Origin of the sequence: Marinibaculum pumilum, from assembly GCF_042646425.1 — a bacterium.
Lineage (GTDB): Bacteria > Pseudomonadota > Alphaproteobacteria > Ferrovibrionales > Ferrovibrionaceae > Marinibaculum > Marinibaculum pumilum.
In genome coordinates this window covers 100,109-116,229 of record NZ_JBHRTR010000029.1, presented here as the reverse complement: position 1 = coordinate 116,229, position 16,121 = coordinate 100,109, and the positions used below count along the sequence as shown (strand labels likewise).

Annotated in this window: 12 protein-coding genes; 2 read left to right on the top strand and 10 right to left on the bottom strand. The window is 69.2% G+C overall.

Translation table 11 applies throughout. The annotated features are described in order from the left end of the window. From ACFOGJ_RS17390 to ACFOGJ_RS17350, 9 genes are all read right to left on the bottom strand, one after another. The gene (locus ACFOGJ_RS17390) at positions 1-2,130 is read right to left on the bottom strand and encodes an ABC transporter permease (RefSeq protein WP_379902793.1); all 2,130 of its coding nucleotides are present in this window, start codon (positions 2,128-2,130) and stop codon (positions 1-3) included. A gap of 107 nt (positions 2,131-2,237) precedes the next feature. Continuing rightward, a complete protein-coding gene (locus tag ACFOGJ_RS17385) occupies positions 2,238-3,236 on the bottom strand; it encodes a sugar ABC transporter substrate-binding protein (RefSeq protein ID WP_379902790.1) in 999 nt (332 codons plus the stop codon). A 31-nt stretch (positions 3,237-3,267) separates the two neighbouring features. Then, the gene (locus ACFOGJ_RS17380; RefSeq protein ID WP_379902788.1) at positions 3,268-4,287 is read right to left on the bottom strand and encodes an ABC transporter permease; all 1,020 of its coding nucleotides are present in this window, start codon (positions 4,285-4,287) and stop codon (positions 3,268-3,270) included. Next, entirely contained in the window at positions 4,288-6,183 is a 1,896-nt protein-coding gene (locus tag ACFOGJ_RS17375; RefSeq protein WP_379902785.1) for an AMP-binding protein, read from the bottom strand. Beyond that, entirely contained in the window at positions 6,183-7,679 is a 1,497-nt protein-coding gene (locus ACFOGJ_RS17370) for a sugar ABC transporter ATP-binding protein (RefSeq protein WP_379902782.1), read from the bottom strand. Before ACFOGJ_RS17370 ends, ACFOGJ_RS17375 begins: the two co-directional genes overlap by 1 nt. Then, a complete protein-coding gene (locus ACFOGJ_RS17365) occupies positions 7,679-8,764 on the bottom strand; it encodes a hypothetical protein (protein ID WP_379902779.1) in 1,086 nt (361 codons plus the stop codon). Before ACFOGJ_RS17365 ends, ACFOGJ_RS17370 begins: the two co-directional genes overlap by 1 nt. Further along, the gene (locus tag ACFOGJ_RS17360) at positions 8,761-10,875 is read right to left on the bottom strand and encodes an ABC transporter permease (RefSeq protein WP_379902776.1); all 2,115 of its coding nucleotides are present in this window, start codon (positions 10,873-10,875) and stop codon (positions 8,761-8,763) included. Before ACFOGJ_RS17360 ends, ACFOGJ_RS17365 begins: the two co-directional genes overlap by 4 nt. An 87-nt stretch (positions 10,876-10,962) precedes the next feature. Continuing rightward, positions 10,963-11,979 carry a sugar ABC transporter substrate-binding protein gene (locus tag ACFOGJ_RS17355; protein ID WP_379902774.1) on the bottom strand — a complete coding sequence of 339 codons (1,017 nt, stop codon included), beginning with the start codon at positions 11,977-11,979 and terminating at the stop codon, positions 10,963-10,965. A 23-nt stretch (positions 11,980-12,002) separates the two neighbouring features. Next, positions 12,003-12,977 carry an ABC transporter permease gene (locus tag ACFOGJ_RS17350; protein WP_379902771.1) on the bottom strand — a complete coding sequence of 325 codons (975 nt, stop codon included), beginning with the start codon at positions 12,975-12,977 and terminating at the stop codon, positions 12,003-12,005. A 271-nt stretch (positions 12,978-13,248) separates the two neighbouring features. On the opposite strand from ACFOGJ_RS17350, the gene ACFOGJ_RS17345 reads away from it, so the two are divergent. After that, the gene (locus tag ACFOGJ_RS17345) at positions 13,249-14,223 is read left to right on the top strand and encodes an AraC-like ligand-binding domain-containing protein (protein ID WP_379902769.1); all 975 of its coding nucleotides are present in this window, start codon (positions 13,249-13,251) and stop codon (positions 14,221-14,223) included. A gap of 32 nt (positions 14,224-14,255) precedes the next feature. Here ACFOGJ_RS17345 and ACFOGJ_RS17340 read toward each other — a convergent pair whose 3' ends face one another. Beyond that, positions 14,256-14,936, bottom strand: a complete 681-nt coding sequence (locus ACFOGJ_RS17340) for a TetR/AcrR family transcriptional regulator (protein ID WP_379902767.1) — start codon at positions 14,934-14,936, stop codon at positions 14,256-14,258. Between the two features lie 98 nt (positions 14,937-15,034). Here ACFOGJ_RS17340 and ACFOGJ_RS17335 point away from each other — a divergent pair. Further along, the coding region (locus ACFOGJ_RS17335; protein ID WP_379902853.1) for a Zn-dependent hydrolase at positions 15,035-16,121 on the top strand (1,087 nt) is incomplete at its 3' end.

Genomic DNA, 16,121 nt, shown 5'->3' with positions numbered 1-16,121 from the left:
CTAGCTCCTCCCCCAATAGCTGGCAGGGCCGGTCCAGTCCGGATCCGCGCCGGGCAGGCGATAGCGGCCGATCCTGTCGTTCGTCACCCCGCCCAGATAGAGCCAGCCCCGATGCTCGCGCATCGAGGTGATCATGTAGAGCGGTCCGTCGGGTTCGTCCCAGAGCGCGTCGACGATCCGCCCTTCGGCATCGACCTTCAGGACGCCGCCGATATTCAGGTTGCCGAACAGCCAGTTGGTCGGCGGCACGCGCTTCGCCATCCGCCGCCGCATGCCGGGATGGCGCATCGCGCGGTCCATCACCGGGTTGCGCATGCCGGCCAGCGCGATCCAGTAGCCGCCGTCGGAGGCGCGGTTGATATTGTCGGGATAGCCCGGCAGGCCGTCGAGGAAGACCCGGGGCCCGGCCTTCATGTCCGCGAGGTCGAAGATCAGGATCGCGCAGGTCCAGGTGCTGGCGACCAGCAGGTACTTCCCGTCATGGGTGACGCAGACGCCGTTGGGAAAGACCAGGTGATCGCAGACGGTGCGGATGCGGCCAGACCGCGGATCGAAGCGCAGCAGCCGCCCGTTCGGCCGCCCCTCCAGCAGGTCCAGGCCCCAGTTCTCCATGTCGTAGCGCCGGGTCGCGTCGGTGAAATAGACCGTCCCGTCGGCGGCGACATCCAGGTCGTCGGCCATGCGGATCGTGGTGTCGTCCTGGATGCTGAACAGGCTGCGGCCGGTCTGGTCGCCCAGCAGCTCGACCGCGCCGTCGAGATCGACGCGCAGCAGGCCCATGCCGGCGACGCAGGTCAGCAGCCGCCCCTCCCGGTCGAAGGCAAGGCCGAGCGGCCGCCCGCCGATCTTCGCGTGGACATGCACGTCGCGGTAGTGGGGGGGATCGAGACGCAGGATGCGCCCGTCCCGATTGCTGCAGTAGAGCCTGCCATCCGCGTCGAGGATGACATCCTCCGGCCCGTCGAGCTTGCCGGCGGCCAGGATCTCCGCCTCCGCCAGCCTGGCGGGGATCTGGCCCGGCATCAGGCCGTCCATGCCCTTCACCGGGGCGGTGGTTACCCGCACCGGGTCCAGGTAGGTCGAGGCCAGCAGCCGGTGCCGGTTCTTCCGGAACTTCACGTCGATGCCGAGGATCAGGACGATGATCGCGCCCATGCAGAGCAGGACGAAATCGCCCCGAAAACCCGCATTGATCATCGCGTTGTTGAGGATGTAGATCGTCACGAAGCCGATCAGCACCGGGACCACGGCCCCGCGGCCCGGCACGAAGCCGCCCAGCCCGACCACCAGCGCGGTCAGTACGAAGAATTCCATGCCGATGCCGGTATCGGCACTGATGCTGTTCTGCCGCGCGGCGAAGACGAAGCCGGCCAGTCCGACGATCAGCCCGCCCAGCACATAGGCCAGGAAGACGGTGAGCTTCACCTGGATGCCGCCGTGGCGCGCGGCCTTGCGGTTGCCGCCGACGGCCAGCACGTGCCAGCCGAAGCGCGACTGCCGGAACATGAAGAAGATGCAGGTTGCGACCGCCAGCAGCACCCAGAAGCCGACAGGCATGGTCAGCAGCTTCTCGAAGCCGATCCAGTCCCAGACGGGGTCGATCCGGGCGCTGGTCGAGATCTCCACCAGCTCCGCCTGGGAGGCCAGGGTGAACAGGCCGCGCACCGAGATCATCGTGGCCAGGGTGGTCAGCAGCGCGCCGCAGCCGATCAGCCCGGCAAGGGTGCCGTTAACCACGCCGACAAGGGCGCCGGCCGCCAGGCTGCCGGCCAGGACCAGCGACACCGGCAGGCCCAGGATGTGGAAGCCGTAGAGCGCCACGAAGGCGGACATGGCGAAGTTGGAACCGACCGAGAGGTCGATGCCGCCGACCGCGACGACGATCAGCAGCGCCAGCACGACCAGCCCGCCATCGACCGCATATTGCGCCAGGTTGCGCAGGTTCGTCGCGCCGAAATAGCCCTCCGCGGTGGCCAGCACGCCGGTGATCACGCAGAGGAAGGCCAGGAACGGGATCGCGCTTTCCACCCAGCCGCGCGACAGCACGTCCGACAGGATGCGCCGGGGCGAGAGCACGATCAGCGGCACGCGGTGCCGCGGCAGGCTGGCGAAATCGAACCGGACCGTCATGAACCTCTTCCATGCGCGGCGGTGCGGCGCGGCATTCCCGTGGCGGAACGCCGCGCCGCCCGACCGTCAGATTGCCGCCGTTGAAGGCTGGCGGTTGGGGATGGGGATCACAGGGTCCAGCACTTGCCGGGATCGAAGTCGGGGCCCGCCTTGATGATCTTCAGCGGCGATTCCAGTTCCAGCATCGCGCCGTCCTTGCCCGCGCCGCCCTGCAGCAGGATGTCGATCATGGAACCGGCGTCGCGCCCCTGGCCGTCCGCGTCGTAGCTCCAGACCCGGTCCAGGACGCCGTCCGCGATCGCGTCGCAGGCCATCTTCTCGCCGCCGCCGGTGGCATAGACCAGCACCTCGTCCGCCTTGCCCGCATCCTTCACCGCATTGCCGGCGCCCATGGTGTGGACGTCCCAATGGCCGAAGATCGCGCACAGGTCGGGATGCTGCTGCAGCACGGTGGCGGTGATCTGGCGGGCCTTTTCCGGTTCCCAGTCGGAGGCCTGGTTGGACACGACCTCGATCTCCGGATGCGCCTCGAAGACCTTGAAGGAGGCCTCGTTCATGATGACGCTGTCGGCCGCCGTCAGCTGGCCCGGGACGATCGCGACCTTGCCGGACTTGCCGCTGCCCTTGCCGCATTCCTTCACGATGTCTTCCGCCACCTCGCGGCCGATGCGGTTCCAGTTGGCGCCGACGAAGGCGCTGGAGGGCTGGTTGGACTGCAGGTTGATCTGCAGCACCCTGATCCCCTCCGATTCCGCCTGGCGGATCTGCCGGGCGAGAAGCTGGACCGTCGGATTGTGGACCACCAGCACGTCGGGCTTCTCGCTGATCGCCTTGGCCAGCAGCTCCGACATCGCCCCGGTGTTGAAGCCGGCGTCGCGGACGTCGAGATCGTAGCCGTAGATCGCCGCATGCTCCTGCATCCGGCGGACCCAGCCTTCGGTCAGCGAGATGCCCATCGCGATCGGCACGAAGACCACCTTCTTGCCCGACAGGTCGGTTTCTGCCTGGGCCGGGCCGTGGGGTACGGACGCCGCCAGGGCGACGCACCCGCCGACGATCGCGGCCGCCGCCGCGCGCCGGACCGTTCTTCCAACTGACTGCATCATGACTTCCTCCTCTGCTTCGGGCTCGCTCGGTTCACAGATCACCGCTGGTGTCCGTTTCCGTGTCTCTGGGGTTCAGGTAGTTGTCGAGGACGATCGCGATGATCAGGACGATGCCCTTCAGCATGTCCTGCATCTGCGCGGTGAAGTTCAGCAGGGTCATGCCGTTGCGCAGGATCGCAATCAGCGCGACGCCGACGATGATGTTGCGGATCCCGCCGCGCCCGCCGCGCAAGGGGATGCCGCCGAGCACCACGACCAGGATCACCTCGAACAGCAGGCCGCCATTGGTCACGGTGCGGAAGTCGACCGAGCCGCTGGCCGATGCGGTGACCAGGCCTGCGAACAGGGCCATCAGGGCGGCGAAGACATAGACGGCGATCGTCGTCCGGCGCACCGGCAGGCCGCTCAGCCGCGCCGCCTGGAAATTGTCGCCCATCGCGTAGACCGTCCGGCCGGCGGCCGTGTAGCGCAGCAGGATGGCGGTCGCGGCCAGCGCGCCCGCCATCAGCACCAGGGGGGCCGGCAGGCCGGGCAGGATCTCTCCCGTCAGCAGCACCACCGTCGGGTGCGCCTTCGGCAGCAGGATCATGAACTCGCCGCCCAGGATCGCGAAGCGCACCAGCCCGGTGATGAACATCGCCGAGGCCAGGGTCGCCAGCATCGCCGGGATCTCCACATAGGCGATCAGCCAGGCGTTGACGATGCCCACGGCCGCCATCGCGCAGACGGCAAGCAGCAGGGATTCCGGGCCGCCATAGCCGGCATCGATCAGGATGCTGAAGCAGGTGGCGCCGGCCACCATGCCGGCGATCAGCGAGAGGTCCAGCCCGCGGGAGATGATCACCAGCGCCATGCCGCAGCTCAGGATCACCAGGGCCGCGGAGTTCGACAGGATTACCGACAGGTTGCCGAGGGTCGCGAAGCCGTCGATCGTCGCCGCGAAGACGAGGGCGACGACCACCGTCACCACCATCACGACCCGCTCCAGCAGGTTGCGCCGCCCGCCGCCGGCATCCGGCCTTGCGGCACCGATCATCGAGCCGAGCGACATTCAGGCCTCCTCCGCCGCGACCGTGTAGATCTGGGGCAGCGGCGCCAGCGCTTCCGCCAGCGCGGCCCGCGCCGGCCCGTCGGCGCCCCCGACGGTCACCGCGACCAGCACCCGCTTGCGATCGTCCTGGGCGAATTGCACCGCGACCCGCGCCTGCGGCCCGCAGAGGCGGCTTCCCTCCAGCCGGACCTTCTCCGCGATCGCGCGTTCGCGCAGGGCGGGCTTGAAGACCTTGCCGACCGCGGTGACCGGAAGGGCGTCGATGACCAGGATGCTTTTCGGCAGGGCCGGGCGCTCATGGATCTGCGCCTCCAGGTGCCGGCGCAGCGCGTCGAGGTCGACCTGCACCCCATCGGCCGGGACGACGAACAGCGCCGGCACCTCGCCGGCATGCTGGTCCGGCATGCCGACCGCGGCGCTGGCCTTGATTCCGTCGAAGCGGTCGGCGACCTCCTCGATCGCCGCCGGGTCGATATTGTGCCCGCCGCGCAGGATCAGGTCCTTCGCCCGGCCGGTCAGGACGAGCCGCTGCTCCGCGGTCAGGTAGCCGAGATCGCCTGTCGAGAGCCAGCCATCGGGGCCAAGCGTTCCGGCGTCGTGCGCGGGATCCAGATAGCCGGGAAAGACCTGTGGCCCGCGCACCTGCACGAGGCCGCTTTCCTCCGCCCCGCACGTCTCCTGCGCCTCGCTGTCCAGGCACAGGATGCGGGTCTCGGAATAGGGCGCGCGGAAGCCGACGCTGCCCGCCAGCGGTTCGCCCCGGCCGGGATTGAAGGCGATGGCCGCGGCCGTTTCGGTCATGCCGTAGGTCTCGAACAGGCGGATGCCGGTGACCGCCTCGAAGCGTTCGCCGACGGCCCTGGGCAGGAGCGCGCCGCCGGTGACGGCCATGCGCACACCGGTGGGCGGGTCGCTGTCGGGCCAGGAGCCGGTGATGGCGGCAATCGAGGTTGGGACCCCGCTGACCACCGTCGCGCCGTGATGGCGGACGATCTCCCAGTAGCGGTCGATCACCGCCGGCCGGCGCAGCGCATGGGGCGAGGGCACCAGGACGTGCCCGCCAGCGGCGAGGACCGACAGGCCGACCGTCATCGTTCCGCCGACATGGAAGAAGGGAAAGCCGTTGACGACCGTGTCGCCGGTGCCGTAGCCGAACACCTGGCCGAAGCCGAAGGCGGCATGGATCTGGTTGCCGTGGGTCAGGCGCACGACTTTCGGGCGGCCGGTGGTGCCGCCGGTGTGGAACATCGCGCAGACGGTGTCGCGGCCCGCGTCGAGGTCGAACTCCAGCGTGTCCGCTTCACGCCCGGCCATGCAGCTTGCCAGCGCCGCAAAGCCCGGAGCCGGCGGCGCCTCGCCGATCACGATCACCCGGCGCAGGGTCGGCACCCGGTCGAGGGCCCCTTGCGCCTTCTCCCAGCATTCCCTGTCGAGCGCCGGCGCGGGGATCACCAGCAGCACCGCCGCCTGTGCGTTCAGCAGGTCGAACACCGCGTCCCGGTTCAGAAGGTGGTTCAGGGTGCTGGCGATGCCGGCCACCTGGGCGCCCAGCAGCAGGGTTGGCAGTTCCGGCACGGTGGGGCAGAGGAAGGCCGCCACCCGCCGGCCCTGCGCCACCCCCAGTTCGTCGAAGACGGCGTTGAACATGTTGGCGCCGCGGGTCACCTCCGCCAGCAGGGTGCGATGGCTGAGGGCCGTGCCGACATCCGCCGGGTCTTCCGAGCGCAGGACGGTCAGCGCGGGTGCTGCGCCGCATTGCGCCGCCGTCGCCAGCAGCAGGTCGTACAGGCTGTGGGCGGTCACCAGCTCGTTATAGGGCCGGACCTCGATCGCCTCGATATCGGCGATCGTGCGCACCGGGCGGACAGGCGCCGTGGTCTTCAGCGGCCCGTCCATCAATGCACCGCCGCGTACATGATGGTGTCCTCGCTGGCGCCGGCGCCGTCGAATTCCTCGACGATCCGGCCCTGGCGGCAGACCAGGATGCGATCGGAGATCTGCAGCACCTCCGGCAGGTAGGACGAGATCACCATCACGGCGATGCCGTCATCGGCCAGGCGGTTGATCAGCTGGTGGATCTCCGCGATCGCGCCGACATCGACGCCGCGGGTCGGTTCGTCGAAGATCACCAGCCGCGGCCGCTGCACCAGGGCCTTGGCGACCACCACCTTCTGCTGGTTGCCGCCCGACAGCTCGATCACCCGCGCATCGCCGTTGATCGCGCGGACATTGAGCGCGCCGATCCAGTGGTCGGCGATCTGCTTCATTTCGGTCAGGCTGACGATGCGCGACCGCGCCTGTCCGCCGGCGATGGCGGAGAGGTAGATGTTCTCGCCGATCGACATCGTCTCGAAGAAGCCTTCGAGCTTGCGGTCCTCGGTGACGTAGACGATGCCGTCGCGCACCGCCGCCCGCGGCACCCGGTAGCGGACCGGCCGCCCGGCGAGCCGGACCTGGCCGCCGTGGAAGGTGTCGCGCTTCATCACGCCGGCCACCACCTTCGCCGCCTCGGTCCGGCCGGAGCCGATCAGGCCGAAGACCCCGGTGATCTGGCCGGCGAAGACCGAGAAGGAGGTGTTCTTCACTGCCTTGCCCATGGAGAGGTTCTGGACGCTCAGCACCTTCTCGCCCGGCTCGCGGACCGTCCGGTCGCCGCGGGCGCCGTAGAGCTGGCCGCTGAGGGAGCGGCCCACCATCGCGCGCACGATGCTCTCGCGGTCGAAGGCGGAAGCGTCGTCGGTCACCACATGCTCGCCATCGCGCAGCACGGTGATGCGGTCGGCGATCCGCAGCGCCTCCTCCAGCGCGTGGGAGATGAAGATGATCGAAACGCCGCGCGCCTTCAGCCGGTCGACCAGGGAGAAGAACTGGTGCTTCTCCTCCGGGGTCAGGGTCGCGGTCGGCTCGTCGAAGATGATGACACTGGCATTGTGATGGACCGCCCGCGCGATCTCGACCATCTGCTTCTGGCCGGCGCCGAGGCTGGAGACCAGGGCGGTCGGGTCGACATCGAAATTCAGCGACTGCAGGAACTGCTGCCCGGCGATGTAGATCCCGCGCAGGCGGTGGAAGAAGGCGCGGTCGGCGAGATAGAGGTTCTGCGCCACCGTCAGCGAGGGGACCAGGCTGGTCTCCTGGTAAACCATGGCGATGCCCTTGCCGAGGGCCTCGGCCGGGGTCGCCAGTTCGACAGGCTGCCCCTGGATGCGGATCTCGCCGCGGGTCGGGGCGACCACCCCGGCCAGCATCTTGGTCAGGGTCGACTTGCCCGCGCCGTTCTCGCCCAGCAGGGCATGCACCTCGCCCTTGCGCAGGCTGAAGCTGACGTCGCGGACGGCGGCGACGCCGCGATATTCCTTGGTGCCGTTGCGGAGTTCGAGGATCGGTTCCATCAGGCGGCTGCCCTTGTGTCGCCGGCAAGGCGCAGCACCACGCCGTCGCCCTGCGCCGCCACGAAGAGCGCCCCGTCATGGACCGAGGTCGCTGTCACGCCGTGGCTGCCGCCGTCGGCGCGGCTGTGCAGGCTGGCGCGCGGCTGGAAGGCCGTGTCCAGCCGGACGCAGAGGCCGTAGGACATGGTCGGCGCCCAGGGCTTCAGGATGCCCAGATGCTTGACGCCGCCGCCCTGCAGCGGCTCGTAGAAGCTGCGTCCGGAACGCAGCTTCGGCACCACCCAATAGGGTTCCGGCACCTCCGCGACCATGCGGCTGCGGTAGGCGGGCTCGCGCAGGACGAATTCGACGAGCTGGCTGCGCGGCGCGAAGACCGACAGCCAGTAGCCGTCGCCGGCCGCCGCGATCCGCCCCGGATAGCCCGGCAGGTCGTGGTAGAGGACGGTCCGGCATGCCGGTGCCGCGGGATCGATCCGGACCAGGCGATGGCGCCAGGCCTCCGCGAAGACGAGGTCCGTGCCGGAGGCCGCCAGCCCCGCCGGATAGGCGAGCCCGTCGGCCAGCAGGGCCGCTTCGCCGCTGGCGAGGTCGATGCGGTGGATCTCGCCGCTGCGCCCCAGCGCCAGCAGATCGCGCTGCCAACCGTCGCGGCCGTGACGGGTGGAGCCGATCGCGACATAGAGGCTCGTGCCCGTCGCGGTCATGGCGGTGACTTCGCCGGCGCCGCGACCGAACCGGACCTGCCGGCGATCGCGGCCCGGCCGGTCGATCAGTACCTCGCCGCCGGCCAGCGCGATGGCCAGGCCGCCATCGTCGAGGGCGGCGAGCGCGGTGATCGCGGCGCCGAAGGTCTCGCACAGCGTCCAGGCGCCGCCCGGGCCGAGCGCGTGCAGCGCGGCCCCCGCCGAGGCGTGGAGCCGGCCATCCGCCACCGCCAGGTCGTCGACATCGGCCAGCGGCAGCCGTGCGCCGGCCTCGTCCAGCGCCCGGTTCGGGCGCAGCGCCCCGTCCAGCGGCGGCACGGTGACCGCCGCCTCGCCGCGGCCCAGCAGGCTGTCCCAACGTCGGATGAGCGGGCCGATCATGCGGCGCTCCAGTAGGATTGCGGCCCGGTCCAGTCCGGATCCGCGCCTTCGATCTTCAGCCGGCCGATCCGGTTGTTCAGGATGCCGCCGATATAGAGATGGCCCTTATGCTCCCGCATCGAGGTGATCATCGGATGGCTCTCGCCGCCCAGGTCCCACAGCACCTCCAGGACCCTGCCGTTCTCGTCGAAGCGGATGACGCAGCCGCTGTTGATGTTTGGATAGAGCCATTCGTCCGGCGCGATGCGGCGGGCCATGCGCCGGCGGAAGCCGGGCATGCGAAGCGCGAGGTCCATGGACGGCGTGCGCATGCCCACCAGCGCCAGCCAGTAGCTGCCGTCGGAGGCGCGGTTGATGTTGTCGGGATAGCCCGGCAGGTCGGGAATCACCGCTTCGGTCCGGCCCTTCTTCGGACCGTCGAACCAGTACCGGCTGATCCGTCCGGCCCAGGTTTCCGCGAACAGGAACGACACCCCGTCATGGGTCATGCAGATGCCATTGGGGAAGACCAGGTTCTTCAGCACCGTGCGGGTCGTCCGGGTGGCCGGATCGAAGCAGATGATCCGGCCGTTGCCGCGGGACTCCAGGCTGTCGACCGGCCATTCGTGCATCTCGTAGCGGATCGTCGCCTCGCTGAAGAAGATCCGGCCGTCGGGCGCGATATCCAGGTCGTCGGCGAGCCGCAGGCGGGAATCGTCGATCACCGAGAACAGCGAGCGGTCGGTCTCGTCGGTCAGCTTCTCGATCTTCCGGTCGGGATGCACGGCATAGAGGCCCATGCCGCCGATGCAGCAGATCAGCGCGCCGTCGGCTGCGAAGGCCATGCCGAGCGGCCGCCCGCCGACATGGGCAAAGACCTCCTGCCGGGTATAGTCGGGCGCCAGGAAGCGGACGATGTCGCCGGTGCGGTTGCCGGCATAGAGATTGTCGTCTTCGTCGAGGATCACGTCCTCCGGCCCGTCGATCCGGTCCAGGCCGATCGCCTCCACCGGCCGGAGGCGGTCGTTGAGGGCGTAGGGCGAACCGGGGTCCGTCCCCGGTGCCGGCGGCAGGGCCGCATAGGTGGGGGAGACATAGACCTCGGTCAGCAGCTTGTGCCGGTTCTTCAGCCAGCGGACGTCGATCGCCACGGCCAGCAGCAGGACGGTGCCCAGCAGCAGCGAATTGGCGCCGCTGGTGACGCCCAGGCGGACCAGGGAGTTGACCATCAGCATGACGATCACCGAGCCGATCACCGCCTTCGCCGCCGAGCCGCGGCCGCCGCCCAGGCTGTTGCCGCCGAGCACGGCGGCGGTGAGCGCGGCGATCTCCAGCCCGATGCCGGTATCGGCGCCGGCCCCGCCCAGGCGCGAGGCATAGAGCAGGCCCGCCAGGGCGCTGAAGATGCCGGACACGACGTAGGTCAGGCAGACGGTGCGGCGGACCGGGATGCCGACATTGTAGGCCGAGCGGCGCGACCCTCCGGTGGCCATGACATGCCAGCCGATCCGGGTGCGGCTGAGCATGAGGTGAAGCAGCAGGGCGATCGTGCCGGCGACGATCACGCTGAACGGGATGCCCAGCACCGTGCCTTCGCCCAGATAGAACCAGGTGTCGGAATCCGGAAAGACGGCGGCGATCTGCACCGAGTAGGTCAGCAGCAGCAGGTCGACGATGGCGCGCACGATGATCAGGGTGACCAGGGTCGTGAGGAAGGCGCGCAGCCGCAGATAGCCGATCAGCAGCCCGTTCACGAGGCCGACTGCCGCGCCGCAGAGCAGGGTGCCGACCACCACCACCGGCAGGGGCAGGCCGGCCACGTTCAGCAGCGCCAGGGCGACGATATTGCCCAGGGCGAAGGTCGAGCCGACGCTGAGGTCGATGCCGCCGCCCACCATCACGACCATCAGCGCCAGGACCAGCAGTCCGAACTCGCCCCATTGCCGGGAGAGATTGCCCAGGCTCGCGCCGCCGAAGAAGTCCGGGATCGCCGCGCCGAAGGTGGCGATCACAAGCAGCAGGATCAGGACCGGAATGGCATTGTCGATCCAGCGCTTGGCAAGCAGTTCGCCCAGCACCTGGTCCGGCACGATCCGGTAGCGCCAGCGGGTGACGGTCTCTGACACGTTCATCGGGGAGGACTCTCCGGGAAAGGACGACGGGGGCCGCACCGGCCGCAGGCGGAATCCCGCGGCCGGTGCGGCCGGGGTGCGTCGCCCCTACTGCTCCAGTGTCCAGCAGGAGCCGGGGGTCATCGTGTCCTTGGTGAGGAAGGTCAGAGGCGAGAACAGGGTCGTCTTCATAGCGCCCGCCTCAGGCCCGTTCTGAAGCAGCTGCATGATCATCATCGAGATGTCGCGCGCCTGACCGGGCACGTCGTAGCTGACGACCTCGGAATAGGTGCCCTTCTCAAGCCCGTCGCACGCCGACTGGTTGCCGCCGCCGGAGGTGATCAGGTAGACGTCCTTGCCCGCCTCCCGGATGGCGGCGCCGGTGCCCAGGTCCATCACGTCCCAGAAGCCGACGATGCCGCAGAGGTCGGGATGCTGCTGCAGCACGGTGGCGGTGATGTTCTTCGCCTTGGTGCCGTCCCAGTCGGCGGCCTGGTTGGAGACCACCTTCATCTCCGGATGCTCGGCGAAGACATTGTCGATGCCCTTCATCTGATAGGCGCTGGCCGCCGCGGTCAGCACGCCCTGGACGATCGCCACCTTGCCGTTGCCGCCGTTTTCGGGGCCGCATTTCTCGATCAGCTTGTTCGCCATCTTCTCGCCCATGCCGACATAGTCGGCGCCGACGAAGGCGTCGGTGGAATAGCTGGAGCGCATGTTGACCTGGACGACATAGATGCCGGCATCCTCCGCCTTTTTCAGCAGACGGGCATAGGACTGGACATCCGGATTGTGGACGACGATCGCGTCCGGCTTTTCCGAGATCAGCGAGGTGATGGCCTGCGCGCCGGCATCGGTGCTCCAGTTCGGATCGCGGATCTCGACGGTGATGCCGTACGGTTCCAGGATCTCCTTGATCCCGGCAGCCCAGCCTTCGGTGAGGTCGAAGCCCATGGCGACCGGCACGAAGGCGACCTTCTTGCCTTGCAGCGCCTCGTAGATGGGCGCGCGGGCGGGGTCGTCGATGCCCTGCGCCTGTGCCGGAGCCTGGCTTGCGCCGAAGCCCCAGGCAGAAGCGGCAAGGGCCAGTGTCGCGGCAAGGGCCGTTCCGTTCAGGCGTGCCATGATAGTCCTCCCGTTGGCTGCCATCAGATATCCCCCTGTTGCGCGGTCTGTTCGTCGCGGGGGTTGAGGATCGTGTCGATCACGATCGCGCTGAGCAGGATCACGCTCTTGATGATGTTCTGGGCGGTGTACTGGATGTTCATGATCGTCATGCCGTTCAGCAGGATCCCGATCAGGAGCGTGCCGACGATGACGTTGCGGATGCTGCCCCGGCCGCCTGAAAGTCCGATGCCGCCCAGGACGACGACAAGGATGATGTCGTAGACGTAGGTGGAGTTGGCGATCCGGGTGTTCATGCTGGCGACGGACGCCGCGGTGACGATGCCGGCCACGAAGCCGATCAGCGCGGACAGCATGTACTGGGCCACGATGGTCGGGCGCGCCGGCACGCCGGCGATGCGCGCGGCCGCCAGGTTGTCGCCGACCGCGCGCAGGTAGCGGCCGGTGCGGGAAAAGCGCAGGAACAGGTAGCCGGCGAAAGCAACGCCCGCGAACAGCAGGATCGGCACCGGGATGCCGGCCAGGCTGCCCTGGCCCAGCCAGACCATGTCGTCGATCCGCTCCGGCAGGTAGACCACGTCGAGGTCGAGCAGGAAGTAGCGGCCGAAGCCATAGGCCAGGGTGCCCATGGCGAGGGTCGCGAAGATCGCCGGGATCTCGACGAAGGCGACCAGCAGGCCGGTGATCATGCCGCCCGCCAGGCTGAAGCCCAGCCCGATCGCGACGGCGAGCAGGAGTGGCATGCCGTCGCCGGCCAGCTGCAGCACCCAGGCGACGGAGACCGCCATCAAGGCGACGAGCGACAGGTCGATGCCCCGCCCGATCACCACCAGCCCCATCGCCACGCCGAGGATGCCGAGAATCGAGACGCTGCGCAGCAGGTTGAGGAGGTTGTCGGCGGTCAGGAAGCCCGGCAGCGCGATCGCGAACAGGATGCAAAGCAGCACCGCGAGCGCCAGGACGATGCGCTCCTGGGTCATCCGCCCGATGATGGCCATGGTCCTTCCCGCGCCCTTCCCCGCATGTCGTTCCCGGCGGTCGACGACCACCTCTTTGTTGCGGGGAGGCTAGGAGGGGGCCGCTGTCGATACTTTCGCGGCGGTGCAGATTCCTTGTCTGAGCGCGCAGCGCTGCGGGGCGAGGTTGAAGAATCCCGTCATGCGGGCTTTGCTAGGGGTGGCGCCTTGGCGGGAGCCGTCGGGCGAGAAACGGGGGGTCACCTGGACACAGGCGACACAGCCCCGTCTGCCGGCGCCGGGGGAGGTAGACATGGAGCTGGTTTTCGATACGGGCGCCCTCGATCCCGGCGCACGGTACAAGGCCTGGCGGGAGGCCATCTGCGACGTCTACGTCAATGTCGATGTCGCCGCGACGCGCCCGGACCAGTACAAGGGCTTCATCCGCGAGACCCGCTTCGGGAAGGTTGCGCTGACGGACATCTTCCTGTCCGAGCAGCGCATCCGGCGCAACCGGCGCCACATCTCGCAGCTCGACAAGGACTGCTACTACCTGCAGTTCCTGCACCACGGCAGCCTGAACGTGCTGCAGAAGGGCGGGGAGTTCATGTCGAACCCGGCCCGCGGCGCCATCTTCTGCGCAACCGAACAGTACGAGCTGCAGTGCCGCGGCGATGTACGGGCCTACTATCTTGAGGTGCCGCGGGACGACTTCGCGGCGCGCTTTCCCAGGGACCGGGTACCGCTGGCGGCAACGATCAACACCACCCATGGCATGGGCCGGATCGCGGTGGAGTTCTGCGCGATGCTGGCGGGAGAGGGCGATGTCCTGGGGCCGGATGCGCGCGACGGGCTGGGCGACCAGCTCCTGGACATCCTGGCCCTGACCCTGCAGGCGGCGGACGGCGAGGTGCCGGTCACGGAAGGTGTCACGCGCAACCTGCGCCTGCGCGGCGTGCAGCAGTGGATCGAGGCGCATCTCGACGACCCGGACATGACCCTGGAGGGGATCGCCCAGGCGAACAGCATGTCCCTGCGCACCCTGCACATGCTGTTCGAGCAGTGCGAGATGTCGGCATCGGAATGGATCTGGCACCGGCGGCTGCAGCGCTGCCATGACGAGATCGCCAAGCGCGACGGCCGGTCGATCACCTCGATCGCCTTCGCCCATGGCTTCAACAGTTCCGCCCATTTCAGCGCCATGTTCCGGCGCAAGTTCGGCCTGACGGCACGGGAACTGCTGCGCAGCGCCGACCCTGCGCCGGGCCGGCCGGCAGGAGGGCGGTAGCGGGCCTGGCCGGATCCCGGCCGGCAGCCCGCCTACAGGAACGCCGGCAGCGGCTGGCTCTGGCTGCCGGCCTTGCCGGCGGCCGCGCCGGCGCCGACCGGCGCCTCCACCAGGCCGCAGGCGCTGTCGATCAGGCCTTCCAGCAGCTGCGGCGACTGCCAGTAGGGATGCGGGTCGGGGCCGTGCGCGGCCGCACCCTCGCGGGCGGCCAGCACGTTGAAAAGATAGATGCCGAGGAACAGCAGGCGCTGGTTTAGCACCGCCCGCGGCAGGTCCGGGGCCAGCCGCCGGATATGGTCCAGGCAGCGCTGGTAGCCGGTGTTCCAGCGCTGGCCGATGGCACCGTCGAACAGGTCGCGCCGGGTCGCCACGATCTGGGCCACGAAGCGCATATAGGTGCGCGCCCGCACATGGTCCGGCGCCACCACGATGCTGTCGACGATGATCGCGATCACCTCGCGCAGGGCATGCGGCCCGCCGGCCGCCTCGGCCGCGTCCAGCAGATCGTTGCGGCGGCCGTCCATCAGGCGGGCCGCGTCGACGATCAGCTCCCGCACCAGGTCTTCCTTGGTGCCGAAATAATAGTGCAGGGCGGCCATGTTCTTCTGCCCGGCGGCGGCGACGATCTGGCGGACGGTCACCCCTTCCAGCCCGCGCTCCGCGAACAGAGACTGGGCGGCATTCTTGATTTTCTCGCGCGCATCCGATGACATCCGACCGGATTGCCACGCGCCGGCGTTTAAGTCAATTGACTTATTTCGTGCTGCCGGCCGGGATGCCGGGCCGTCCGGCGGCAGCGGAAGGGGACAGCATGCAGAACCTGCAAGTCGACGGCGACCGGCTCTGGGCCAGCCTGATGGCGATGGCGGAGATCGGCGCGTTGCCCGGCGGCGGCTGCCGGCGCCTGGCCCTGACCGACGAGGACAAGGCCGGCCGCGACCTGTTCGTGCGCTGGGCGAAGGCGGCGGGCTGCACGGTCACGGTGGACCGGATGGGCAATATCTTCGCCCGCCGCCCCGGCCGCGACAACAGCCTGCCGCCGGTGGTCACCGGCAGCCATCTGGACACCCAGCCGCATGGCGGCCGCTTCGACGGCGTCTATGGCGTGCTGGCCGGGCTGGAGGTGGTGCGCTGCCTGAACGACCGCGGCATCGAGACGGAGGCACCGATCGAGGTCTCCGTCTGGACCAACGAGGAGGGTACCCGTTTCCCACGCTCGATGGTCGCCAGCGGCGTGTTCGGCGGCAAGTACGACCTGGAGGAAGCGCTGGCGATCACCGACCTCGAGGGGCGCAGCCTGGGCGCGGAGCTGGCGCGGATCGGCTATGCGGGAGAGGCGCCCTGCGGTGGCCGGCCGTTCGCCGCCTTTTTCGAAGCGCATATCGAGCAGGGGCCGGTGCTGGAGGCGGAGGGCCGCACCATCGGCATCGTCACCGGTGCGCAGGGCCAGCGCTGGTACGATGCGGTGCTGACCGGGCAGGATTCCCATGCCGGCACCACCCCGATGGCGATGCGACGCGACGCGGTGTTCGGCATGGCGCACCTGATCGCGGCGGTGGAGGCGCTGGTCGCCGAACATGCGCCGCAGGCCGTCGGCACGGTGGGCGAGATCCGGGTGGTGCCGAATTCCCGCAACACCGTGCCGGGCCGGGTGGAATTCAGCATCGACCTGCGCCATCCCGACCCGGCGGCCCTGCTGCGGATGCATGGCGAGCTGCATCGCCGGCTGCCGGAGATCGCCGCCGCCGCCGGCCTGGAACTCGACCTGCGGGACGTGGTGCAGGTGCCGGAGATCCGCTTCGACGCGGACTGCATCGCTGCCGTCCGCGATGCCGCTGCGGCCCTCGGCCTGCCGGCGCGGGAGATGCTGTCCGGCGCCGGCCATGACGCGATGTACA

Coding starts and splice junctions, on each gene's coding strand:
- ACFOGJ_RS17350 (WP_379902771.1), bottom strand. CDS start 12,977: ATGGCCATCATCGGGCGGATGACCCAGGAGCGCATCGTCCTGGCGCTC.
- ACFOGJ_RS17355 (WP_379902774.1), bottom strand. CDS start 11,979: ATGGCACGCCTGAACGGAACGGCCCTTGCCGCGACACTGGCCCTTGCC.
- ACFOGJ_RS17375 (WP_379902785.1), bottom strand. CDS start 6,183: ATGGACGGGCCGCTGAAGACCACGGCGCCTGTCCGCCCGGTGCGCACG.
- ACFOGJ_RS17345 (WP_379902769.1), top strand. CDS start 13,249: ATGGAGCTGGTTTTCGATACGGGCGCCCTCGATCCCGGCGCACGGTAC.
- ACFOGJ_RS17340 (WP_379902767.1), bottom strand. CDS start 14,936: ATGTCATCGGATGCGCGCGAGAAAATCAAGAATGCCGCCCAGTCTCTG.
- ACFOGJ_RS17360 (WP_379902776.1), bottom strand. CDS start 10,875: ATGAACGTGTCAGAGACCGTCACCCGCTGGCGCTACCGGATCGTGCCG.
- ACFOGJ_RS17385 (WP_379902790.1), bottom strand. CDS start 3,236: ATGATGCAGTCAGTTGGAAGAACGGTCCGGCGCGCGGCGGCGGCCGCG.
- ACFOGJ_RS17370 (WP_379902782.1), bottom strand. CDS start 7,679: ATGGAACCGATCCTCGAACTCCGCAACGGCACCAAGGAATATCGCGGC.
- ACFOGJ_RS17390 (WP_379902793.1), bottom strand. CDS start 2,130: ATGACGGTCCGGTTCGATTTCGCCAGCCTGCCGCGGCACCGCGTGCCG.
- ACFOGJ_RS17365 (WP_379902779.1), bottom strand. CDS start 8,764: ATGATCGGCCCGCTCATCCGACGTTGGGACAGCCTGCTGGGCCGCGGC.
- ACFOGJ_RS17380 (WP_379902788.1), bottom strand. CDS start 4,287: ATGTCGCTCGGCTCGATGATCGGTGCCGCAAGGCCGGATGCCGGCGGC.